The organism is Pseudomonas sp. SWI7, assembly GCF_006351945.1.
GTDB lineage: Bacteria > Pseudomonadota > Gammaproteobacteria > Pseudomonadales > Pseudomonadaceae > Aquipseudomonas > Aquipseudomonas fulva.
The window spans coordinates 1740572-1764546 of the sequence record NZ_CP040930.1 but is presented as its reverse complement, the minus strand read 5'-3'; the positions used below and the strand labels follow the sequence as shown (position 1 = coordinate 1764546).

Genomic DNA, 23975 nt, shown 5'->3' with positions numbered 1-23975 from the left:
GTGCTCGAAGTCAATGTTCCCAGGTGGCTGGGCAGCCGCTGCAGCCTTGCATGTTGGCGTCCTGGAAGTTGCCGTAGTGAAGGCGCGCGCCTTCCAGCTTGGCTTGTTCGAGGTTGCTCTGCCCAAGCTTGGCTTCTTGGAGATTGGCATCGTTCAGATGCGCGCCGCGCAAGTCGGTCTTGTTCAGCCAGGCCATTTCCAGGTCCGCAGCCTGCAAGTTGGCCTGCTGCATCCTGGCGCCCGAGAGCCGGGCGAATTGCAGGTAGGCAGCGCTCAGGTCGGCGTTGGTGAACTGGGCGCCTTGGGCAAACAGCCCCCAGCCCTGGATGGCCATCAGCCGTGCACTGCTCAGGTCGGCCAGGCGCAGGTTGCTTTGCTGCAGGCTGGCGCGGGTCAGGTTGGCGCCCTGCAACCGGGCTTTTTCGAGATTGGCCAGGTCCAGCCGGGCGTGGCGCAGGTCGGCATCGCGCAGGTCGGCGCCGGCCAGGTTCATCTTGCGCAGGTCCTGATTGGCCAGCTTGGCGCCCCGCAGGTTGGCGCCGGGGCATTGGCTGGCTTCGGCGATCACGCAGCCGTTGATGCTCAACGGCGTGTCGCCGTCATCGCTATCAGTGGCCAGCGCCAACGCGGGAGTGATGGCCAGCAACAAGGCCAGTGGTAGAAAGGTCATGATCGAGTTCCCTGGACAGACGCAAAAGGGCGGGGCGCAGCCGGAGCGCGCCCCGCTGTCGGTCAACGTTGAGCAGTCGTGGTGTCCCAACTCGGTATCTTGAACACCCAGAACGAACCGCCCTGGGCCACTGGCTTGGTCAGTTCGGCCATGTCGCCGCCCCACAGCGGCACCGCCCCGCCATAGCCGACAGTGACACCGATGTATTGCTCCCCGTCCTGCTCCCAGGTAATGGGCGGGGAAACGATGCCGCTGCCCGTCTGGAATTTCCAAAGCTCTTTGCCGGTCTTGGCGTCGAAAGCCTTGAAGAAACCGTCACCGGTTCCGGTGAACACCAGGTTGCCCTTGGTCGCCAGCACCCCGGCCCACAGCGGCAGTTGCTCCTTGTGTTCCCACACCAGCTTGCCGGTGGTCGGGTCCATGGCGCGCAGGGTGCCTACGTGGTCGTCGTACATGCGCTTGATGCGAAAGCCCATGCCCAGGTAAGCGGAGCCTTTCTTGTAGTTCACTTCCTCGGTCCAGTATTCCTCTTTCCACTGGTTGCCCGGGATGTAGAAAAGACCGGTGTCCTGGCTGTAGGCCATGGGGTTCCAGTTCTTGCCGCCCAGGAAGGGTGGCGACACTTCCACCGGCTTGCCCTTGGTTTCTCCCGGCAGCGGCTTGGCAGGCCGTTGCCCTGGATTTTCCACGGGACGGCCGGTCTTGAGGTCGATGTGACTGGCCCAGGTGATGTTGTCGACGAAGGGGAAGGCGTTCTGCAGCTTGCCGTCGTTGCGATCGACCACGTAGAAGAAACCGTTGCGGTCGGCATGCCCTGTGGCCTTGATCACCTTGCCTTGCTTGTCCTTGTAGTCGAACAGCACCAGCTCGTTGTTGCCAGAGAAGTCCCAGGCGTCGTTGGGGGTGTGCTGGTAGAACCATTTGACCTCGCCAGTGCTGGGGTCCACGCCCACCTGGCCGGAGGTATAGAGGCTGTCGTAATCGTGCGGGTTGCCGTCCTTGGCGGTGCGTGCCCAGGTGTTCCAGGGGCCTGGGTTGCCTGCACCAACGATGATGGTATTGCTTTGGGCATCGAAGCTTGCACTCTGCCAGGGTGCGCCGCCGCCGTGGCTCCAGGCCTCCACCTTGCCGGTTTCGGTGGTCGGGTCATCCGGCCAGGACGGTGCCTTGACGTTGCCAGTAGGGGTGCTGTCCTTGCCATTGAGGCGGCCCATGTGGCCCTCGACGAAGGGGCGCATCCACACTTCCTCGCCGGTTTCCGGGTCACGGGCGAACAGCTGGCCCACCACGCCGAATTCGTCACCCGAGCTGCCGTGGATCAGCAGCACCTTGCCGCTGGTCTTGTCCTTGACCAGCACAGGCGCCCCGGTCATGGTGTAGCCGGCGCTGTGGTCGCCGAATTTCTTGTTCCACACCACCTTGCCGGTGTGTTTGTTCAGCGCGATGACCCGGGCGTCCAGCGTGCCAAAGTAGACCTTGTCGCCGTAAATGGCAGCGCCACGGTTTACCACGTCGCAGCACGGGCGAATGTTGTCCGGCAGGCGGTGATTGTAGGTCCACAGGCGTTTGCCGGTCTTGGCATCGAGGGCGAATACCCGCGAGTAGGAGCCGGTGACGTACACCACGCCGTCGCTGACAATAGCCTGAGACTCCTGGCCACGTTGCTTTTCGTCACCAAAGGAGTAAGACCAGGCCGGGGTCAGCTTGAACACGTTCTTGTCGTTGACCTGGGCCAGCGGGCTCCAGCGCTGGGCGTTGGTGCCCATGCCGTATTGCAGGACGTCTCCAGTCGTGAGGTGGTCGTTGGCGATGTCTTCCCAGGTCACGTTCTTGCTGGCAGGTGCCGGGCTTGTGGTTGCCGCCGTGGCCACTGTCCCGGTGGCCAGGCTTGCGGCCAGCAGCAGGGCCTTCACGCTCAGGGCCAGGGGAGACGGGGCGGGTAGCGATCTTGTTGTCATGGTTGCAATTCCCTGTGGAGTTTGGCCCGCACAGCGTGGTCCGTCCGGACGCTGCGCAACAGGGAGAAAATCCCGCCGAGGCCGGGAAAACTTCCCACCGCCAACCTCTTTTCGCACGTCGTCGCAAGCCCTACTACCAAGGAACGAGCACCCGACCACCAAAGCAGCATACGGCCCCGGCGCCGCGGTTTCTAAGATGGCGGCACGGCCTCTGTGGTTGAGGCCTTGCGTGCAACCGTGAGGGCATAACAATGACAATCAAACGCAACGTCGTGCTGGCTGCCGGCCTGTTGGCCGGTGCCGTGTTGACCGGGTCGGCCTGGGCCCATGGCAACGTGGTGCCGCAGGCGGTGGAGACCCAGGGGCTGACCCCGATCAAGGAGGCCGGCGTGAGCCTGGATGCCGATGGCTGGGCGGCGGTCAACCCTTACCGCGAGTCACCCGAGCACGACAAGGCGGTCGAAATCGGGGCGTCGGCGTACAACCAGAACTGCGCGGCGTGTCATGGTCTTGAAGCCAAGTCCGGCGGCATCGCGCCTGACCTGCGCATGCTCGACGTCGGTGAAGCGGGTGATGAGTGGTTCGTCGAACGTGTGCGTCACGGTGCCGTACGCGATGGCCGCGTATACATGCCCAAGATGGCGGACTACCTGAGCCAGGAAGCGCTCTGGGCAGTGCGCACTTACCTGGACAGCGTGCACGTGGAGGAATGAACGTCGTGCGCCACTGGGCGGCCATGTTCTGCGCCATTGCCGGCCTGCTGCTAGGGGCGGCGGCGGTGCAGGCGCAGGTGCGCAACTACGATTCGATCATCGCCGCAGGCGAGCTCAAGGTGGCGGTCTACAAGGACTTTGCCCCCTACAGTTTCCAGGACCATGGCCAGGCCCGTGGGGTGGACGTGGAGCTGGCGCAGGCGCTGGCCGACGGGTTGGGCGTACGCCTGCAACTGATCTGGGCACCGCCTGGCGAGAAGCTCGACGACGACCTGCGCGATTACATCTGGCGAGCAAGCCCGCTGCGTCACCAGCAGCTGGCCGATGTGATGATGCGCGTGCCCTACGACCAGGCCTATACCCAGAAGCGCAACGAATTGGGCGAGCTGGAAAACGGCCAGGTGGTGATGTTCGGCCCTTACCAGCAGGAGCGCTGGCAGGTGGCGTTCGATCGCAGGCGCCTGCCTGCGGTCAGTAGTATCGCGGCGCTAGAGGGTCACCCGGTCGGGGTCGAGGTGGACAGCGTGCCTTCGTTCTACCTGACATCGGTGTTCGACGGGCTACTGCGTGCCAGCGCGCGCCACTACCCCAGCGTGCAGCGAGCGTTCGCGGCCATGGGCAAGGGCGAGGTGGATGCGGTGATGGCCATGCGCGGTGAAGTGGATTGGCAACTGCACCAGGCCCGCGATCGGCACCTGCAGGTGGCTGAAAACGCCTACCCCAGCCTGGGCAAGCAGGTTTGGGACATCGGAATGGCGGTGCACGAAAGCAACCGGCAGCTGGCCTATGCCCTGGAAGAAACCCTGGAAACGATGATCCGCGAGGGGCGCATGCAGGCGCTCTACGCGCACTACGGGCTGCGCTACGAAGTCCCGGAGATGTACCAATAGGAGCGGACGATGAACTGGCGAGCGGGATTGGGGCTGGTGTGCATCCTGAGCGGGTCGGCTCATGGGCTGGGCGGTACACCTGCCAGCAATGCCGACCCTGTCCCTTCGGTGATGTGGGCGTTCTACCACAAGCAGATCTTGAACCAGGCGCCGTTCGTCTTCGATGATCGGGTCAAGGTGCTGGCGCCGCCTTTTGCCGAGGATGCTCGCCAGGTCCCGCTGGAGATCGATGCTCGGGCCTTGCCTGACGTGGTGCGGATTCTGGCCTGGGCCGAGCTCAATCCGTTGCCGCGCATCGTCGACTTCGAACCTGGGGAACAGGTCATGCCCTGGTTGTCGGTGCGCATCCGGGTCGAGCAGGCTACGCCGTTACGCGCAGCGGCGCTGACCCGCGACGGCACCTGGCATGTGGGATCGGCCCTGGTCGACGCAGCGGGTGGGGGGTGCACCGCACCCAGCGTGGTGCGCACCCAGCCTGGATGGGAGGAGCACTTGGGTGAAGTGCTCGGGGGGCGCTATCGGCGCCAGGATGGCAGCCGCTTGCGCCTGCAGATCGCTCACCCCATGGACAATGGCCTGGTCAGCGGGATTCCCGAGTTCTTCATCAACCAAGCTGAGTTGCTGGATGAACACGGGCAGCAGATCGCGACCTTGGTGCTTTATCCGGCGGTCAGTGAAAACCCAAGCCTTGGGTTCGATGTACGCGCACCGGGGCCTATCCGCCTGGTGCTTCAGGACAACAGCGGCAATCGGTTCGAAGCCGCCGTGCCTTGAACGTGGCCGGCGTGGTTTCATGCCCATGGGAGGTATCTGATGCGATGGATGATGCTCTTGCTGCTGGGCGTGGGCCTGCCGGCGCTGGCCGACTTCGACTACCGGCTGGGGCCGCGACAGATCGCCCAGGGCACCTGGGTAATTGAAGGCAGTACCGACAATTTCCAGAAGGCCAACGGCGGTAATGTCGTGAACACGGCGTTCATCGTGACCGACGCCGGTGTGGTGGTGATCGATAGTGGGCCGTCCAAGCGCTATGGGGAGGCCATGCGCCAGGCAATCGCCGGGGTCACGGACAAGCCCGTCATCGAAGTCCTGTTGACCCATCACCACCCGGATCATGTGCTGGGTAACCAGGCATTCGCCGAGGTGCCGATCGCTGCGCTGGCCGGTACGACCGAGCTGTTGCGCCAGCAGGGCGATGCCATGGCCGAGAACATGTACCGTCTGGTCGGTGACTGGATGCGAGGCACCGAAGTGGTCTTGCCGACCGAGGTGGTACAACCCGGCAGGCGTGAAGTGGGCGGGCATCGACTGCGCCTGTTGGGCTTGGCAGGGCATACCGGCGCTGACCTGGCCATTTTCGATGAAACGACCGGCGTGCTGTTCGCGGGCGACCTGGTGTTCTACGAGCGTGCCCTGACCACGCCCAACAGCCCGGGGCTGGACGTCTGGCAACGTGACCTGGACACGTTGCAGGCCTTGCCCTGGCAGCAACTGGTACCGGGCCATGGCCCTGTCGCAAGCGATAGCAGGCCCTTTGCCCAGATGCACGATTACCTGCGTTGGCTGGATGGCCTGATGCGCGAAGGCGCCGAGCAGGGCGCCGACATGGTCGAGATGATCCGCAGCCCTGTGCCCGAGCGGTTTGCCGCGATCAGCCTGACGCGCTATGAGCTGATTCGAAGTGTCAGTCACCTGTACCCACGCTATGAAAAGCAGGTGATGCAACGGGTGGATGTGAGGCCCTGATAAGGGCCAGGCCCTGTTCCCTTGTACCAAGGAACTAGGGTTTTGCGCATTGCGGTCAATTGCTGGCAGCCAGGGCGGGAACAAGAATTCCCGCCACACCGGGAAAATTTCCCGGCATAACAAAAAGCCAAAGGTAGCTGCCATGACCCGTACTCCATGCCGTCCCGTGTTTGCCTTGAGCCTTGTGTTCAGCGCCTTGCTGCTTGCCGGCGCAGCCCACGCCGGCGTCACCGATGCCGAGATCCTGCAAGACCCCAAGAACCCCCAGCAGATCGTGACCAACGGGCTGGGTGTGCAGGGCCAGCGCTACAGTCCGCTGGACATGCTCAACACCCGCAACGTCAAGGAGTTGCGGCCGGTTTGGGCATTCTCGTTTGGCGGCGAGAAGCAGCGCGGCCAGCAGGCGCAGCCGTTGATCAAGGATGGGGTCATGTACCTCACAGGTTCCTACTCACGGGTATTCGCCGTCGACGCACGCACCGGCAAGAAGCTGTGGCAGTACGATGCCCGCTTGCCCGACGATATCCGCCCTTGCTGCGATGTCATCAACCGAGGGGTTGCGCTGTACGGCAACCTGGTCTTCTTCGGCACCCTGGATGCCAAACTGGTGGCCCTGAACAAGGACACCGGCAAAGTGGTCTGGAGCAAAAAAGTGGCCGACCACAAGGAAGGCTACTCCATCAGCGCGGCGCCCATGATCGTTAACGGCAAGCTCATCACCGGCGTTGCCGGGGGCGAATTCGGGGTGGTGGGCAAGATCCAGGCCTACAACCCGGAGAATGGCGAGTTGCTCTGGATGCGGCCCACGGTCGAGGGCCACATGGGCTATGTCTACAAGGACGGCAAAGCCATCGAGAACGGCATCTCGGGCGGTGAAGCCGGCAAGACCTGGCCGGGTGATCTGTGGAAGACCGGCGGCGCGGCTCCCTGGCTGGGCGGCTACTATGACCCGGAAACCAATCTGATCCTGTTCGGCACCGGTAACCCCGCCCCCTGGAACTCGCACCTGCGTCCCGGCGACAACCTGTATTCGTCCTCGCGCCTGGCATTGAACCCGGACGATGGAACGATCAAGTGGCACTTCCAAAGCACGCCCCACGACGGCTGGGACTTCGACGGCGTCAACGAGCTGATAGCGTTCAACTACAAGGACGGGGGCAAGGAGGTGAAGGCCGCCGCCACGGCTGACCGCAACGGCTTTTTCTACGTGCTAGATCGCACCAACGGCACATTCATCCGCGGCTTCCCCTTCGTCGACAAGATCACCTGGGCCACGGGCCTGGACAAGGACGGTCGCCCGCTCTACAACGACGCCAGTCGCCCGGGCGCACCGGGCAGCGAGGCCAAGGGCAGCTCGGTGTTCGTCGCGCCGGCCTTCCTGGGCGCCAAGAACTGGATGCCCATGGCCTACAACCGTGACACCGGGCTGTTCTACGTGCCTTCGAACGAATGGGGCATGGACATCTGGAACGAGGGCATCGCCTACAAGAAAGGCGCAGCGTTTCTGGGCGCAGGCTTCACCATCAAGCCCCTGAACGAAGACTACATCGGCGTACTGCGTGCCATCGACCCGGTCAGCGGCAAGGAAGTCTGGCGCCACAAGAACTACGCCCCGCTGTGGGGTGGGGTGCTGACCACCAAGGGCAACCTGGTCTTCACCGGCACCCCCGAGGGGTTCCTCCAGGCCTTCGATGCCAAGACCGGCGAGAAGGTGTGGGAGTTCCAGACCGGCTCCGGTGTGCTTGGCTCACCAGTGACCTGGGAAATGGACGGCGAGCAGTACGTGTCGGTGGTCTCCGGCTGGGGCGGGGCTGTACCGCTGTGGGGCGGGGAGGTGGCCAAGCGGGTCAAGGACTTCAACCAGGGCGGCATGCTCTGGACCTTCAAGCTGCCCAAGCAATTGCAGGGCGCCAGCGCAACCGCGCAGCGCTGAACCCTACTACCAAATGACGAGCGCCCCGCTGCCAACGATGCATTCGCCTGGCAAGCGGGGCTTTTTACCATCGTCGTATCGCCTGTCGCAGGCAGGCATCGACCCGCAGAGGCTCAGCATGATCTACGCACAACCCGGAACCCCAGGCGCCGTCGTGTCCTTCAAGCCACGCTATGGCAACTTCATCAACGGCCAGTTCGTACCGCCAGTGGCGGGGCAATATTTCACCAACAGCTCGCCGGTCAACGGCCAGCCGATCGCCGAATTTCCGCGGTCCACCGCCCAGGATGTGGACAAGGCCCTGGACGCCGCCCACGCCGCGGCCGATGCCTGGGGCAGAACCTCGGTGCAGGACCGCGCGCTGATGCTGCTGCGCATCGCCGATCGCATCGAGCAGAACCTGGAGGTGCTGGCGATCACCGAAACCTGGGACAACGGCAAGGCCGTTCGTGAAACGCTCAATGCCGACGTGCCGCTGGCGGCGGATCATTTCCGCTATTTCGCCGGCTGCATCCGAGCCCAGGAGGGCGGCGCCGCCGAGATCAACGAGGGCACCGTCGCATACCATTTCCATGAACCGCTGGGTGTGGTGGGGCAGATCATCCCTTGGAACTTCCCTTTGCTGATGGCCGCCTGGAAGCTTGCCCCGGCACTGGCCGCTGGCAACTGCGTGGTGCTCAAGCCCGCCGAGCAGACGCCGCTGTCGATTACCGTGTTTGCCGAACTCATCGCCGACCTGCTGCCCGCTGGCGTGCTCAATATCGTCCAGGGCTTTGGCCGTGAAGCCGGAGAGGCCCTGGCCACCAGCAAGCGCATTGCCAAGATCGCCTTTACAGGTTCCACGCCGGTGGGCGCGCACATCATGAAATGCGCTGCGGACAACATCATCCCCTCGACGGTAGAGCTGGGCGGTAAATCGCCGAACGTGTTCTTCGAGGACATCATGCAGGCCGAGCCCGCCTTCATCGAGAAGGCGGCAGAAGGGCTGGTCCTGGCCTTCTTCAACCAGGGAGAGGTGTGCACCTGCCCGTCGCGGGCGCTGATCCAGGAATCGATCTACGAGCCGTTCATGGCCGAGGTGATGAAGAAGATCGCCAAGATCAGCCGTGGCAACCCGCTCGATACCGACACCATGGTCGGCGCGCAAGCCTCCGAGCAGCAGTACGACAAGATCCTGTCCTACCTGCAGATCGCCCAGGACGAAGGCGCGCAATTGCTGGCCGGCGGCGCTGCCGAGCGCCTGCAGGGCGACCTTGCCAGCGGCTATTACATCCAGCCCACGCTGCTCAAGGGCGACAACAAGATGCGCGTGTTTCAGGAGGAAATCTTCGGGCCCGTGGTGGGTGTGACCACCTTCAAGGACGAAGCCGAGGCGCTGGCCATCGCCAACGACAGTGAATTCGGCCTGGGCGCTGGCGTGTGGACCCGCGATATCAACCGTGCCTACCGCATGGGCCGCGGCATCAAGGCCGGGCGCGTCTGGACCAACTGCTACCACTTGTACCCGGCGCACGCTGCGTTCGGGGGCTACAAGAAGTCGGGCGTGGGCCGCGAAACCCACAAGATGATGCTCGACCACTACCAGCAGACCAAGAACCTGCTGGTGAGTTATGACATCAATCCACTGGGCTTCTTCTAAGGCTCAGGCACCCTCGTCCATGGGCGCCGTGAGTTCGTTCCAAAGTAGCATTTGGCCCCGCGGCTGCCCGTGCATTAATGGCTGTACCGGAATCGTCCGGCCCAAGAAGAGGACACGCCATGTGGACCAAACCCACCTTCACCGACTTGCGCATTGGCTTTGAAGTGACGATGTACTTCGCTAACCGTTGATCCGCACGCCGGCCACCCTCGCGGTGGCCGGCGTCTTTCTACCCGCCAGGAACATGTTGAGCCGTGGAGCCGATCAGCCGTCAGCAGGCCTTGCAAGTGCACCGGCGGGCACGCTTGCGCTGGGAGCCGAGTACCGGCATGCATGTGCTCCAATGCCCGGGCATGGTCATCGAACTGACCGGCAGTGCCGGTTGGGTGCTGGAACTGCTGGACGGGCAGCGCAGCGTGGCCGTTGTGATCGAGCACTTGCGTCAGCGCTATGGGGACGTGCGAGGCCTTGAGGAGGATGTGCTGGGCTTTCTCGAGCTCGCCAGGGTCAGGGCCTGGGTCGAGTGAGCAACGATGCCACCTAGGTCTGGTTGCTTTCGTGGATGGATGCATTACGCTGGCACTCACCTTCCAGAACAATAAGATCAGGCTTGCCCATGAGCCAGAGTTTCAGCCCGCTACGCAAATTCGTTTCGCCTGAAATCATCTTCGGTGCCGGCTGCCGGCATAACGTGGCCAACTACGCCAAGACCTTCGGGGCCCGCAAGGTGCTGGTGGTCAGCGACCCCGGGGTGATCGCTGCCGGGTGGGTGGCCGACGTCGAGGCCAGCCTGCAAGCCCAGGGCATCGACTATTGCCTCTACAGCGCAGTGTCGCCCAACCCCCGGGTCGAGGAGGTGATGCTCGGCGCCGAGATCTACCGGCAAAACCATTGCGATGTCATCGTCGCAGTCGGCGGGGGCAGCCCGATGGACTGCGGCAAGGCCATCGGCATCGTGGTGGCGCACGGACGCAGCATCCTCGAATTCGAGGGTGTGGACATGATCCGCGTGCCCAGCCCCCCGCTGATCCTGATCCCGACCACGGCCGGCACCTCGGCGGATGTGTCGCAGTTCGTGATCATCTCCAACCAACAGGAACGCATGAAGTTCTCCATCGTCAGCAAGGCGGTGGTGCCCGACGTGTCGTTGATCGATCCGCAGACCACCCTGAGCATGGACCCGTTTCTGTCGGCCTGTACCGGGATCGATGCCCTGGTGCATGCGATCGAGGCGTTCGTCTCCACCGGCCACGGCCCCTTGACCGACCCCCATGCCCTTGAAGCCATGCGGCTGATCAACGGCAACCTGGTGCAGATGATCGCCAATCCGACCGACATCGGCCTGCGCGAAAAAGTCATGCTGGGCAGCATGCAGGCGGGGCTTGCCTTTTCCAATGCCATCCTCGGCGCCGTGCACGCGATGTCCCACAGCCTGGGCGGCTTCCTGGATCTGCCCCACGGGCTGTGCAACGCGGTGCTGGTCGAGCATGTGGTGGCGTTCAACTACAGCTCGGCGCCAGAGCGTTTCAAGGTGATTGCCGAGGTGATGGGCATCGATTGCCGGGGCCTGAACCACCGGCAGATCTGCGCGCGTCTGGTCGACCACCTGATCGCCTTGAAATACGCCATGGGCTTCCATGAAACACTCGGGCTGCACGGTGTGCGCACCAGCGATATTCCATTCCTGTCGCAGCACGCAATGGACGATCCGTGCATCCTGACCAACCCACGTGCCTCCAGTCAGCGAGACGTCGAGGTCGTTTATGGCGAAGCCCTCTGAAGCGCAGCAGCGAGCACTGGCCGGGCTGCTCGGGCTGGGCGACCAGTCCGCGCGCAAGAGTCATTACCCGGAGCTGGCCGCGCGGCTGGAGGAACTGGAAGCTGAGCGCAACCGCTACAAGTGGTTGTTCGAAAATGCCGTTCACGGCATCTTCCAGGCCAGCCTGCAGGACGGCATGCGTGCTGCCAACCCGGCCCTGGCGCGGATGCTGGGCTACGACGACCCTCAGGCCGTACTGTTCTCGTTGACCGACCTTGGCGCCAACCTCTTCGTCGGGGGTGCTCAGGAACTGCACGCCATCACCACGACCTTGGCGCGCGAGCATAGCCTGCACGGTTACGAAACCCGCCTGCGGCGCCGTGATGGCAGCCACATCGACGTGCTCATGAACCTGTTGCGCAAACCCGGGCATGAGGGCTTGGTGGAAGGGTTCGTGGCCGATATTACCGAGCGCAAGCTGGCGCAGCAGCACTTGCAGCAACTCAACGATGAGCTTGAGCAGCGGGTGGCCGACCGGACCGACCAACTGCTCGAAGCCAATCGCAACCTGCACCAGCAGATCACCGAACGCAAGCAGATCGCCCGGGCCCTGCGCGACGCCCGGGACGCCGCACAACTGGCCAATCGCAGCAAAGACAAGTACCTGGCGGCGGCCAGCCATGACCTGCTGCAGCCGCTCAATGCCGCCCGCTTGCTGATCTCGACCCTGCGCGAGCGGCCGCTTGCGCAGGCCGAACAACTGCTGGTGGAGCGCACTCACCAGGCCTTGGAAGGGGCCGAAGACCTGCTGACTGACCTGTTGGACATCTCGCGACTTGATCAGGCCGCCGTGAAGCCGGACATGGGCGTGTACCACCTGAGCACCGTGTTCGCGCCGCTGGTGTCTGAGTTCGAGCCAGTGGCCGACGCCGCAGGGCTCAAGCTCAGGGCGCGCATTCCCGACGTTGCCGTGGGCACCGATCTGCGGCTGATGACCCGTATCCTGCGCAATTTTCTCAGCAATGCCTGCCGCTACACGTCAACGGGCGGCGTGCTGTTGGCGGCGCAGCGGCGTGGCCATTACCTGGCGCTGCAGGTATGGGATACCGGGCGCGGTATCCCGGAAGATCGCCTGGAGTCGATCTTCCTCGAGTTCAACCAGTTGGATGTGGGCCGTGCAGCCGAGCGCAAGGGGGTTGGCCTGGGCCTGGCGATCGTCGAGCGCATCGCCAAGATACTCGAGCATCCGGTACGGGTGCGGTCGCGGCCCGGACGAGGGTCGGTGTTCACGATTGAGGTGCCAATGGCAAGCTGCCTGCCGGCTGCTACCCCAGTGGTCCTCCTGCAGCCGAGCATGGGGGACCCACTGCCGGGGCGGCGGCTGCTGGTGCTGGATAACGAGTCGAGTATCTTGCACAGCATGGGCGCCTTGTTGAGCCAATGGGGGTGCGAGGTCGTCACGGCTTTGGATCAGCACGCGGCCTGTATCGCGCTGCAGGGTCGGCCGCCAGAATTGATTTTGGCCGACTATCACCTGGATCATGGCGTTTTGGGGTGCGACGTGGTTGAGCGGTTGCGTGAGCAATTCGGGTGCACGATCCCTGCGGTCATCATTACCGCCGACCGCAGCGACGAAGGCAGGCGGGCGTTCCAGGCGCTGGGCATGCCGGTACTGAACAAGCCGGTAAAACCCGGGAAACTGCGCGCGGTGCTCAGTCAACTGCTGACCTGACCGACAATCGGGCAGCGTATTTCACGGAATTTAAGCGTTGGCACGGATATCTCATGGAAGTTGGCCATGCCCGGGTCGGGTGGGTCATGCGACCACGCGTTGGTGAACAAGAACAACAAGGGGGCTTACATGAGCTGTCTGATATGCGCAGGACAAGCAGAGTCCGTCGAATGTGCCGGCGGGTGGGAGCAGCGCCAGTGCGCCCAGTGTGGGTGTTACCGAATGTCCCAGGCATTGATTCTGACGATGATGGAAGAAGGCCAGATATTCGACACTGCTCGCATGCGCCAGTGGCTCATGGTGAGCAGGGACAGCATGCCGGTGCCTTGCATTGACCACGCTCAGGCGATTCTGATGCCGTGAGGTGGTGGAGGGCTCTGCGGGTGCAGAGCCCTGCGTCAGTCAGAGAATGGGCTTGCCGCCTGTCACTGCATAGCGCGAGCCGCTGATGTAGCTCGCTTCGTCCGAACCCAGCAGCACGTAGATCGGGGCTACTTCCACCGGTTGGCCCGGGCGGCCCATGGGGTAGCTGGAGCCGAAATTCTTGACTGCTTCGTCGGGCATGGTCGCGGGGATCAACGGCGTCCAGATCGGGCCTGGCGCTACGCTGTTGACGCGTACCCCTTTTTTGGCCAGCAGTTGCGCAAGCCCTGCGGAGAAGTTGGCGATGGCGCCTTTGGTCGCCGCATAGGCCAACAGCGAGGAAGACGGATCATCGGAGTTGACCGAGCTTGTGTTGATGATCGAGCTGCCTTTGGGCATGGACGGCAAGGCGGCCTTGCAGATGCGGAAGATCGCCGTGATGTTGGTGTCGAAGGTTTTCACCCACTCGTCGTCTTCGATTTCCTCGAACGTTTCGTGGGCCATCTGGAAGGCGGCGTTGTTGACCAGGATGTCGATGCGGCCGAATTCGGACACGGTTTTTTCCACGATCGCATGGCATTGCTGCTTCTGCGCCAGATCGCCTGGCAGCAGTAGGCACTTGCGCCCGGCTGCCTCGACCCAGCGCGCGGTCTCCTTGGCGTCTTCGTGTTCGTCCAGGTAGGAGATAGCGACATCGGCGCCTTCACGGGCATAGGCGATGGCCACTGCGCGGCCAATGCCGCTGTCGCCGCCAGTAATCAGCGCTTTCTTGCCCTCGAGCCGGCCATGGCCGACGTAGGTCTGCTCGCCGCAGTCCGGTACCGGGTCCATTTTCGGCTGGGAGCCGGGCACTGTCTGGGGTTGGGAGGGGAAGGGCGGGGTAGGGTAGTCGCGCATGGTAAAAGCTCCTGCAGTTGAGAATGCTCGTACCTGTTCGAAAGGTCCCGTTGCCCTGGGTTGACTCGGATCGATGATTGGGACGACGAGCGGCTCTTGGCAAGCCTTAAGCGTGTTTCCCCATGCGCGTGAGCATGGGGAAACAGCGTCGGCGCTACCTGTGTTTACCGCGCACGCGCCACGCGCCCCATGCCAGGCCCAGCGTGGCCGCAACCACCGAGCCTGCCAGCACGCCCAACTTGGCCGCACCCAGCGCCGCTGGGCTGGCGAACGCCAGGTTGGCGATGAAGATGGACATGGTGAAGCCAATGCCGGCCAGCAGCCCGATCAAGGTGATGCCGCTCCAGTTGACCCCTGGCGGCAGCGAGCACACGCCCAGGCGCACCATCAGCCAGCTGATGCCGACGATGCCCACTGGTTTGCCGATGACCAGCGCCGCCATCACCGACTCCATCACCCAGCGCGGCGTCTCGCTGTCCAGGTTGACGCCCGACAGGCTCACCCCGGCATTCGCCAAGGCAAACAGCGGCATGATCCCGAATGCCACCCAAGGGTGCAGCGCGCTTTGCACACGCACCACCGGCGGCAGCACTTCACGTTGGGCCACGCGCAGCTGCTTGAGGGGCGTCAGCAGTTCGCTTGCGTCTTGGGCCGCGGCTTTGGCGCGGCCGACTACCTCATCGCTCAGGCGCGACACGGCTTCTACGGGGCGCTCCCACATGGGTCGGCTGGTGACAGGGGTCATCAGGCCGAGTACGACGCCTGCCAGGGTAGGGTGGGCGCCGGTCATCAGCACACCCACCCATGTGATCGCGCCTGGGATGACGTAGGCGAAGGCCGAGCCGACGCCAATGCGCTGCATGAGCAGGACCAGCAGCACGCCCACTGCCGCGACAGCGAAGCCTAGGTAGTCCAGGCCACCGGAATAGAACACGGCGATGATCAGCACGGCGATGATGTCGTCGATGATCGCCAGGGCCAGCAGAAAGACGCGAATATTCGACGGGATCGACTTGCCCAGCAACGCCAATACGCCGACCGCAAAGGCGATATCGGTGGCTGTCGGCACGGCCCAGCCTTGCTGTTCGCTGGGCGCATGGCCGAAGCCCAGGTAGACCATGGCAGGCACGGCGACGCCGCCCATGGCTGCCACCATGGGCAAGGACGCCTGGCGCAGGCTGGAAAGGGCGCCTTCATGAATCTCGCGGCGAATCTCCATGCCGACCACGAGGAAGAAGATCGTCATCAGGCCGTCGTTGATCCAGAAATGCAGGGACTGGGAATAGACCAGCGAGCCGATGCCCAGCGTGATTGGCGTATGCCAGAGGGCGTCGTAACTGGCGGCGGCCGGGGAGTTGGCCCAGATCAGGGCGGCGATGGCGGCGATCAGCAGTACCACACCACTGACGGCTTCGATGTGCAGGAAACGTTCGAGGCTGGCCAGCGCGCGCTCGGCCAGTTGCTGTGCTTTGGGGACTATCGTGTTTTGCATAGGCGCAATAACTCCCGCATGGCGGCCCGACCTGCGTAGCTTGTTTAACCTGCTTCACTGCCCCAAGCAGCTAGCACCCGGGCGCGATTGTAGCGCAACTGGCCACGTGTGGGGAGACTGAGGTCGGTGACGCCGGGCTATGCACCGCGCTGCATGTGGGTGGCGTTAGACAACTACCTCAAAGACAGGTCTCGAAGCTGGCTGAGTGACGCTTTTGCGACTCACAGGTGCTTCATGACAAACTCGCCGTTCTCCGATGATTCCGTGGATGCATTCATCGCCGACCGACTGCCGCCCTGGATGACTGATGCCACGGTCGAGCAGCTCCAAGTCCTGCATCAGGCGCTGCTTGACCAGCAACGGGCGCGTGAGCAGGTTCAGGCCGTTTTCGCCCAAGTGCAGCCTCTGGACGACTTCGCCAGCACATTACTTGAGGCGGCATTGCAAAGGCTCTTGCACCGGCCGGTGGACGTCCGAGCTGCCAGGCTTCATCGCGTGGTGCATGTACGTTACCCGTCCGGTGTAACCGCCATTCCTGATCGCGTGGTTCCCAAGACGCTGGAGCAACCCTTGCTGGCCTGTGCGTTGCACAATTTTGATCGGCGAGAGACCGCCGAGGTAGCCTGGTTGCCACAGTCGAACGTGCTGGATGCGGATGGGACGGTGCTCCCCTTGCGTCCGCGGGCTTTCGCGGGGGTCTGTCGGTCCTTGGACCTGGGCGCTGCTTACCAGCAGCACCTCAAGCAGGTGCTGTTTGCCGACGACAAGCGCCGACGCGAAGTCAACGCGGACCTTGAAGAGGGGTGGCGCCGCAGCCTACTGGCCGCTGTAGAGCTCGCGCGGCTACAGGGCGTCGTGAAGGGTGCGGAGCTTGATCGCCTGGTCAGTGCTGTAGCCGGCGCTGTCGAGCCACTGCCAGGCGCGTTCAGCGAAATTCGGCTGTTTGGCCGAGTGGTGACCGGTGTTACGGTGTTCGAACCTGCGTCTGAGCACGGCTCATCCGCGCCACAGAACCTGATCGTGTGGATACCTGACGATCCCCATGGCGCCATTGGCGCTTACCCTTCGTGGTCGCAGTTGTTTCGCAGCCTTGGCACGCGTTTGCGCGACCCTGCGTACCGGCAGTTCTTCCAGCGCTTCATCAAGGAGCATGATCGCCTGCATTTCAGCCAGCGCTTCCAGCATGCGCTGGGCAGCGCAGCGGCTGAGGACCCCATCGAACTGGACGGTCGCCACCAAGTCATCCACGGTGCACTGATCGCGCACCTGCGCAGCGTCCAGGTCGATACCCTGCTCGAGGACGCGCAGTCCCTGGCTGTGCCCAGCACGGCGGTGGACAGTCAAGCGCGCGACCGGCGTAACCACTTACTCAAGGGTCTCGGGCTGGACCTGCTGGGCTTGGCCAGTTTCTTCGTACCCGAGCTCGGGTTGCCCTTGCTCGCACTGGCGGCGCGCCAGGTTACCGATGACGTGATCGATGGCTACCACGAGTGGGCGCTTGGCGATCGAGAGGCAGCGCTCGGTCATCTGATGTCGGTGGCGCAAAACGTCGTCATGATTGGGGTAGGCGCCGCTGTCGGTGCAGCCACGGGCCGGATGCTGGCGCGAGAGGGCGTTATCGATGAACTGGCACCTGTGCTGACGCCTGCGGGCGAGCAGCGCCTGGCCCGGGTCGACCTGCCAGGTTATGCGGTTCCCGACTCGCACCTGATGGCCGGGCAGCGGGGTTTGCTCAATGGGCGTTTACACGTGGCCGTAGAGGGCAGTGCCTACAGGTTGGGGCCTAGTGAGTATCGCGCGACGATTGAGCATCCGCAGCGTGTCCAAGCCCCTGCAGTTAGCCTGGAAGACAATGAGGCGGGCGGGATGCGCCATGCACTGGAGCGCCCTCAGGAGTGGTCCGACGTCGGCATGCTGGTGGCGCGTCTGGGCTCGAACCTGAGTTCGGTTAGCCCAGCAGCGGTGCGCGCGGTGCTGCGCAGTGTAGGGCTGGACGAAGCCGCGTTGCGTCGCTTGCATCTTGAAAACGCACCTGCACCTGCGCGGTTGTGTGATGCCGTGCACAGATACGAGCTGCATCGAGCGTTCCCCCGCCTGCGTGGACAAGCCTTCGAAGCGCATTGGCATGAGGCACAGGAAGTGCCCGCGCTGGCGGCCGAGCCGCTGCACCGCGATTTTCCAGCACTTTCCACGCGCGCTGGCCGGGAGTTGCTCACGGCCGCGGGCGATACCGAGCTCAGGCAGTTGCTGGAGCAACGCAAAGTGCCGCTTGCGCTGGCCGAGCGGGCACGATGGGCGTTGCATGACGCACGCCTGGATCGTGCGTGTGCCGGTTTCGAGCAGGCCAACGCCGTTAACAGGGATACCGAGCGGTTGGCTTTGGCATTGCTGCACCGCGACTGGGCTTGGGCTGCGGCAGTCAAGATAGAAGTGCACGAGGCGCAATTCGGGGGCGATATGCGAGCCAGCGTAGGCGCTGACACGGCACCCGAGACCCGCTGCCTGATTCATAAGGCACAGGGGTACCTGATAACCGATCATGCAGGACGTCCCCTGCACGGTGCTGTGGCCAGTGATGATTTTTTCCAGGCATTGCTGCGCACCCTTGACCCCGAGCAGCGCGTTGCCATGGGGGCGGCCTCGGGGGCCCCGGCCGATCTTGCCAGCGCGCTGGCAGACCGTGCTTTTGCTGACCGGACACAGGCTGCGCGGCTCTTGGGCATGGTGCCGGTGGGCAAGCCAAGGCCCGCGATGCGCCTTGGCGATGGACGTATCGGCTATAGGCTGAGTGGCCGTCCGGAAGGGTCGCGGCAAGCCATGCTTCGGGGCTACCAGCAGATCTTCCCGACGCTGAACGAGATGGAAATCGAAGTGTATCTTGAGCGGGTGCGGTTGCAGGGCGAGCAACCGTGGGATCACCTGCGCCAATTGCAGCAGTGCCTTGTCGATCTGGGTGAAAACCTGGCAGCCTGGCGCCGAGAAGCAACCACTGCGCCTTTGCCTGAGCGCCGTCGACAGATTGCTCGTCGCATCCGCCAATGCTGGCGGCGTAAGCGACCCGATGCCGATGGCGAGTACCGCCTGGTCATCGACAGCGAGCGCATCGAAAGTCTTCCGCTGTTGCCTGAGCAAGCGTCGTTCGATCACGTCACCCACCTGACAATTCGCCGCGCCTACTTGTCGGGCATCACCGAGGGGTTTCTCCAGCGATTCCCCAATGTACGCACCCTGGACTTGAGCCACAACTTGCTAAGCAGTGTTCCAGAAGGCTTGCAGGCACTGACCCAGCTCACCGAGCTGCGCCTGACGCGCAACCAGATCGTGATCGACGATGCAGGCCTGGCCAGGCTCAGTGCATTGACCAGGTTGCGCATCCTTGACCTGTCGCATAACCCTATCGGTCGGCTGCCACCGCTGGGACGGTTGCTGGATCTACAACGGCTGCACTTGCGTGGCACGGGCTTGAACGAGTTGCCGATAGAGGTATACATGCACCCCGCGTTGGAAGACATCGACCTTCGCGACAACCATATCGCGGGCATGAGCCCGACCCTTGCTCACTCTCACCGGCGTCTGGCTGGGCTAAGCCTGCACGATAACCCTGTGCCCGAACCCACGCAGACCGCGCTGCGCAGCACTCTGGGCGAAGTCGGGGCAACGGCCTTGCCTGTGCGCCGTCATGGCCCTGGCGGGCAAGAATCCCTTGAGCGCTGGTTGGCGGACTCCAGCCCTGAGGAGCGTGGGATTCGCTCCGAGCATTGGGCGGCGCTGACCGACGAGCCTGGCAGCGATGACCTGATGCGGTTCTTCAACGACCTTGGGCGCTCGAACGACTATGACTTTCAAGGCATCGATCTGCGCAGGCGCATCTGGGCGTTGATCGAGGTGTGTGTCGAGCATTCGCTGGTCCGTGAAGCTGTCTTCCAGCAGGCAGCGGGCCCGCGCACCTGTGCTGATCAGATGCTGCTGATGCTTAGCCTGTTCGAGGTGCGTGCCCTGGTCGCGACCCGCACCGCAGGGCTTGCCGCCGCAGACACGGCGCCTGCTCTCGTGCGCATTGGCCGCGAGCTGTATCGCCTGGACGAGGTGGATCGTGTCGCAGCCCAGCACATTGCCAGCGAGCGGGCCAGCAACCCCTACGGCCTGATCGATGAAGTGGAGATACACCTGGCATATCGGGCAGGGTTGGTCCGGCCGTTGGGACTGCCGGCTCAATCACGCTACATGTATCACCGGGTATTTTCCGACGTCGACGATGTGCGTCTGCGTGAAGCCGCACGCAGTATTCTGCTGGCTGAAAGCAACGCGCGGATTGCCGATTCGCTACTGCAGCGCACGTTTTGGATGGATTTTGTGCGCACTTCGTATGCAAACGAATACGAGACATTGAACCAGCCCTACCACGTCCAGCTCGAGGCACTTTTGCAGGGCCAGGAAGGTATGACCGAGCAGCAGATCATCGAGGCCGTGGGTAAACTTGCCGATGAGCGCAGCGCGGCCGAGCGCCAGCTGACCCTGTCATTGACCTTGCGGCTGCTGCTGGAGCATCCCTGGGAGGGAGAACTGGCGTAACTACCGGGCCCGTCATTGATGGGCCCGCTTATCCGCTGGCGGGTGTGGGCCTCAGAAGTTGTAGCGCAGGGTTGTCATGACGTTGCGTGGTGCGCCGTAGATGCCACCCGCCGTGGTCGTCAGGTAGTGCCTGTCGAACAGGTTACTGACGTTCACACTGGCTGAAAGCTGTGGAGTGACCTGGTAGCGAGTCATCAGGTTGACCAGCGCATAACTGCTCTGGGTGGTGGCGTAGCTCAAGGCGTAGCCCGTTTCACTTTGCCAGTTGACCCCGCCGCCGACAGTCCATTTATCCAGCTCGCCCGGCAGGCGGTAAGTGGTGAACAGCTTCACGCTGTTGCGCGGAATCTCGGTGACGATGCGCTCGTCGTTGGTATCGAAGCTGACGTTATAGGAATAGCCCGCCATTACCTGCCAGCCTTCAGCCAGCTCACCGTTGACCTCAAGCTCCACACCTTCGCTCGTGGTGCCGCTCTCGGCGCGATACGCCTGAAACCCGTTAGGCTGGAGCAGGCGCCCATCGGCGATTGCCAGGTTGTCCTGCTCTACTCGGAACAGGGCCAGGCTCGCGGTCAGGCGTTCGTCGAGCAGGTCGGCTTTCAATCCTACTTCGTAGCCTGTGCCTTCCTGTGGGTCGAGGGGCGAGCCCTTGACGTCGCGGATCTGGTTACCTTGCGGGTTGAAGATTTGGGTATAGCTGGCGTAGGCAGCCCAGGTATCGTTCAGGTCATAGACCAGCCCAGCATAGGGGATGACCACACCATTTTCGGTGCGCTCGGTGCGTTGACGCGAGCCACTATAGAGCGCGCTCTTGTTCACCCTGTTCCAGTCGACCACGCGCGCCCCGAGGATCAGCCTGGCGGCGTCGCTCAGGTGCAGCCGCGAGGTCAAGTAGCCGGCGTACTGGGTTTCGGTCATGTCGGTGGTACCGATTTGGGTGAACACTGGCTTGGGGGACGACCCGTTCCAGTTGAAGATGTTGTCGATGGTGTCGTCGTAGCCTGTTCGAGCGCTCTGCCAGCCGCCGAAGTTGGAGGTGCCTCTTTCCTCGGTCCGCGACAGGGTCACGCCGCCGATCAATTCGTGCTCGCGCCCCAGGGCGTCGAAGGTGCCGGTGAGATAGGCGTCCAGGCTGTCCTGGGTGGGCGCTGCCTTCCAGCGTGTCGGGTTGATCGTTGCACCGGCACCGGTTGCTGGGTCGATTTCGCCATCGACGTAGGCGATCACGGTGTCGTAGTCGTTGCGCGCGTGCGTGTACTCCACCTTGCCGCTCCACCCGTTGGCGAACTGATGTTCAAGCGAGGTGAAGAGGGTACTTTGCTGCCGATCATAGTAGCTCCAGTTTGGCGCGGTATTGAACGAGCGGGAGAAATGTGTGCGTGCCCCGTCCGTGGTGAACAGCGGGAAGCCGGTGCGAATGGGGGCGGTACTGTGGGTGACCTGATGGCTGAGGCCCAACGTCAGCAGGGTCGTGTCGCTCAGGTCCAGTTCGGTGATGCCATATAGGGTCGAGATTGCTTGGCTAAAGCGGTCGATCCAGGCGTGCTGGTCCTTGTGATCGGCCACCAGGCGGCCGCGCAGCCTGCCGCTTTCATCGAGCGCGCCGCTCACATCAACACCCAGGCCATAGTGATCCCAGCTACCAGCCTCGGCGCTCAGTTGCACGTGAGGATCAACGGTGGGGCGTTTGCGAATCAGGTTGATGGTGGCCGATGGGTTGCCCATGCCACTGATCAGGCCCGTGGCGCCGCGCACGATTTCCACGCGGTCGTACATGGCCGTGTTCTGGGTGTAGTTGTCCATGTTCGCCGACGTGGGGACGCCGTCGATCTCGAAGTTGCGGATGGCAAAGCCCCGTGACAGGTACGCCGTACTGTCGGCGCCCAGACTTTCGCGAATGACGGTGATGCCGGTGGTCGCGTCCAGTGCGTCGGTGAGGGTATCGAGCTTCTGGTCGTCCAGGCGCTGGCGCGTCAGGACCGTGATCGATTGTGGGGTTTGCTTGAGTGACAGGTTCAGGCGCGTGGAGCTGCTGGACGATTCGGTCGTGTAGGCGCCTGAACCTTCGGTGAGTGCGCCGGGGGCCTTGCCGGAAATGCTCAGGGCGGTCAGTTCCATCGCCCCGCTGTTGCTCGGGGCGGGGGGGAGCACTAGGTAGCCACCATTGGTGTCGCGACTGAGGCGCAGGCCAGTGCCTTGCAACAGGTGATTAAGCCCTTCCCATGCGCCGTAGCGTCCTTGCAGGCCGCTCGAGCGCAGGTCGGCGAGGGCGTTACGATCGAACGACACCGAAAGGGCGGCGCGCTGGGCGTATTCGTTCAGTACGCTGTCGAGGGGGCCTGGGGCGATATCGTGGCTGATGGTCTTCACCTGATCAGCTGCCAAGGCGGGTAGGTGGTCAAGCGGTGAGAGGGCAACGGCTAGCAAGGTTAGGCGCAATATCTGGGTACGTGAAAGTGATTGGGTGCGAAGTGTCATGGCGTGTCCGTTCGTCCTAGGCGTGATCGCGGGTTATTCCGCCGCTTTTTTATATGAACGAACGAGCACGATGATTCACCAGGGTTGTTGGGGATGAGCCTTGGCTAGGGTGATATTCTATGGCCCTACAAGACTAATTTCAGTTGCAATACATCTTGCAGGGCGCGCGGCTTGCAGTTGCAGTTGCAGTTGCAGTTGCAGTTGCAGTTGCAGTTGCAGTTGCTCTTGCTTTTGCTCTTGCTTCTAAGCGCGCGGTAGCCCAGGCGCCGCAGATCGCGACTTCAGGAGGCCGAGCGCAGGGCTTGCGGAGGGAGGTGACAGGCATGGATGCCTGTCAAGCGCTGGGCCCCAGGATGGGGCCTGCAGCGCGGTCCTCCCGGGAGCAAGCCCGGAGCGAGGGGACCCCGGAGCGTAGCGTAGGGGCCGGATGATAGGAGCAGGCGGTTTTTGCTTACTTTTTGACAAGACAAAAAGTGAGCCGCCGTAAGGGCGGAAGGGTGACTGTGCGCCACCCGCGCCAATGAATACCAACTCGATATATGCGCCAACGCTTTGAAGTTTGAAGTTTGAAGTTTGAAGTTTGATTGGGTTGGTGTGGGTATTGATAGAGCGCATAGTCCATTTGCGATGGCGACGGTTAATCACCTTTTCGCCCTTACGGCGAGTTACTTTTTGTCAAACGCCACAAAAAGTAACCAAAAAAGGCTGCGCTCCATTCATACGGCCCCTACGCTGCGCTTCGGGGTTCCCTCACTCCGGTCTTGCTCCCGGGAGGACCGCGCTGCAGGCCCCATCCTGGGGCCCAGCGCTTGACAGGCATCCATGCCTGTCACCTCCCTTCGCAAGACCTGCGTTCGGCCTTCTGAAGTCGCGAAGATCAAGATCAAGATCAAGATCAAGATCAAGATCAAGATCAAGATCCACAGCGACAGCGGTGACGACGATGACAACTATGTTGGAAGTAGTTTGTAAGCGTGTCCATATCGAATAACTAAGAATTGAATATCGCCCCTAGGTACCCTTATCCCCCATGTGGGAGCGGTCTCGTGCCGCGATGGGCCGCACAGCGGCCCCTGGCGTTATCGGATCGATCTCAGAAAAGACCAATTTGCAGCGACCCCTTTGAGAAGACG

The 23975-nt window shown here is 63.0% G+C and carries 18 protein-coding genes; 13 read left to right on the top strand and 5 right to left on the bottom strand.

Annotated features, from left to right (window positions below; translation table 11 throughout):
* Window positions 1-10: 10 nt before the first annotated feature.
* Entirely contained in the window at window positions 11-670 is a 660-nt protein-coding gene (locus FH041_RS07890) for a pentapeptide repeat-containing protein (RefSeq protein WP_027914776.1), read from the bottom strand.
* A 62-nt stretch (window positions 671-732) separates the two neighbouring features.
* Complete coding sequence (gene exaA / locus FH041_RS07885; RefSeq protein ID WP_140174381.1) at window positions 733-2628, bottom strand: quinoprotein ethanol dehydrogenase; 1896 nt, start codon at window positions 2626-2628, stop codon at window positions 733-735.
* Between the two features lie 251 nt (window positions 2629-2879).
* On the opposite strand from exaA, the gene pedF reads away from it, so the two are divergent.
* The 11 genes from pedF to FH041_RS22720 all read left to right on the top strand — a co-directional run bounded on the left by pedF (window position 2880) and on the right by FH041_RS22720 (window position 13403).
* Window positions 2880-3341, top strand: coding sequence for a cytochrome c-550 PedF (gene pedF, locus FH041_RS07880; RefSeq protein WP_027914778.1), 462 nt, complete (start codon window positions 2880-2882; stop codon window positions 3339-3341).
* Window positions 3338-4231: an ABC transporter substrate-binding protein gene (locus tag FH041_RS07875; RefSeq protein ID WP_140174380.1), complete on the top strand. Its 894-nt coding sequence runs from the start codon at window positions 3338-3340 to the stop codon at window positions 4229-4231. Before pedF ends, FH041_RS07875 begins: the two co-directional genes overlap by 4 nt.
* Before the next feature lie 9 nt (window positions 4232-4240).
* Window positions 4241-5005, top strand: coding sequence for a quinoprotein dehydrogenase-associated SoxYZ-like carrier (locus tag FH041_RS07870; protein ID WP_028687020.1), 765 nt, complete (start codon window positions 4241-4243; stop codon window positions 5003-5005).
* Window positions 5006-5044: 39 nt separating this feature from the next.
* A complete protein-coding gene (locus FH041_RS07865; protein WP_110606771.1) occupies window positions 5045-5977 on the top strand; it encodes a quinoprotein relay system zinc metallohydrolase 1 in 933 nt (310 codons plus the stop codon).
* Window positions 5978-6119: 142 nt separating this feature from the next.
* Window positions 6120-7910 carry a PQQ-dependent alcohol dehydrogenase PedH gene (pedH, locus tag FH041_RS07860; RefSeq protein ID WP_027914782.1) on the top strand — a complete coding sequence of 597 codons (1791 nt, stop codon included), beginning with the start codon at window positions 6120-6122 and terminating at the stop codon, window positions 7908-7910.
* 118 nt (window positions 7911-8028) lie between these two features.
* Window positions 8029-9549 (top strand): aldehyde dehydrogenase family protein, encoded by a 1521-nt coding sequence (locus FH041_RS07855; RefSeq protein ID WP_027914783.1) that lies wholly within the window; start codon window positions 8029-8031, stop codon window positions 9547-9549.
* A 119-nt stretch (window positions 9550-9668) separates the two neighbouring features.
* Window positions 9669-9740 carry a pyrroloquinoline quinone precursor peptide PqqA gene (gene pqqA / locus FH041_RS07850; RefSeq protein WP_080672057.1) on the top strand — a complete coding sequence of 24 codons (72 nt, stop codon included), beginning with the start codon at window positions 9669-9671 and terminating at the stop codon, window positions 9738-9740.
* Window positions 9741-9803: 63 nt separating this feature from the next.
* Complete coding sequence (gene pqqD / locus FH041_RS07845) at window positions 9804-10076, top strand: pyrroloquinoline quinone biosynthesis peptide chaperone PqqD (RefSeq protein WP_027914784.1); 273 nt, start codon at window positions 9804-9806, stop codon at window positions 10074-10076.
* Between the two features lie 89 nt (window positions 10077-10165).
* Window positions 10166-11329 (top strand): alcohol dehydrogenase-like regulatory protein ErcA, encoded by a 1164-nt coding sequence (ercA, locus tag FH041_RS07840; RefSeq protein WP_027914785.1) that lies wholly within the window; start codon window positions 10166-10168, stop codon window positions 11327-11329.
* On the top strand, window positions 11313-13040 hold the full coding sequence (locus FH041_RS07835; RefSeq protein ID WP_111475338.1) for a NahK/ErcS family hybrid sensor histidine kinase/response regulator: 1728 nt from the start codon (window positions 11313-11315) through the stop codon (window positions 13038-13040). Before ercA ends, FH041_RS07835 begins: the two co-directional genes overlap by 17 nt.
* A gap of 222 nt (window positions 13041-13262) precedes the next feature.
* Window positions 13263-13403 carry a hypothetical protein gene (locus FH041_RS22720; RefSeq protein WP_165919249.1) on the top strand — a complete coding sequence of 47 codons (141 nt, stop codon included), beginning with the start codon at window positions 13263-13265 and terminating at the stop codon, window positions 13401-13403.
* A gap of 39 nt (window positions 13404-13442) precedes the next feature.
* On the opposite strand, the gene FH041_RS07830 is transcribed toward FH041_RS22720, so the two are convergent.
* Together FH041_RS07830 and nhaA are read right to left on the bottom strand one after the other, a co-directional pair.
* The gene (locus FH041_RS07830; RefSeq protein ID WP_027914787.1) at window positions 13443-14300 is read right to left on the bottom strand and encodes an SDR family oxidoreductase; all 858 of its coding nucleotides are present in this window, start codon (window positions 14298-14300) and stop codon (window positions 13443-13445) included.
* Window positions 14301-14454: 154 nt separating this feature from the next.
* On the bottom strand, window positions 14455-15792 hold the full coding sequence (nhaA, locus tag FH041_RS07825) for a Na+/H+ antiporter NhaA (protein ID WP_027914788.1): 1338 nt from the start codon (window positions 15790-15792) through the stop codon (window positions 14455-14457).
* Window positions 15793-16026: 234 nt separating this feature from the next.
* On the opposite strand from nhaA, the gene FH041_RS07820 reads away from it, so the two are divergent.
* Window positions 16027-20364: an NEL-type E3 ubiquitin ligase domain-containing protein gene (locus tag FH041_RS07820; RefSeq protein WP_168199526.1), complete on the top strand. Its 4338-nt coding sequence runs from the start codon at window positions 16027-16029 to the stop codon at window positions 20362-20364.
* Window positions 20365-20415: 51 nt separating this feature from the next.
* Here FH041_RS07820 and FH041_RS07815 read toward each other — a convergent pair whose 3' ends face one another.
* Window positions 20416-22842, bottom strand: a complete 2427-nt coding sequence (locus tag FH041_RS07815) for a TonB-dependent receptor (protein ID WP_140174378.1) — start codon at window positions 22840-22842, stop codon at window positions 20416-20418.
* A gap of 822 nt (window positions 22843-23664) precedes the next feature.
* On the opposite strand from FH041_RS07815, the gene FH041_RS22715 reads away from it, so the two are divergent.
* Window positions 23665-23814, top strand: a complete 150-nt coding sequence (locus tag FH041_RS22715) for a hypothetical protein (RefSeq protein WP_168199525.1) — start codon at window positions 23665-23667, stop codon at window positions 23812-23814.
* Window positions 23815-23975 lie beyond the last annotated feature (161 nt).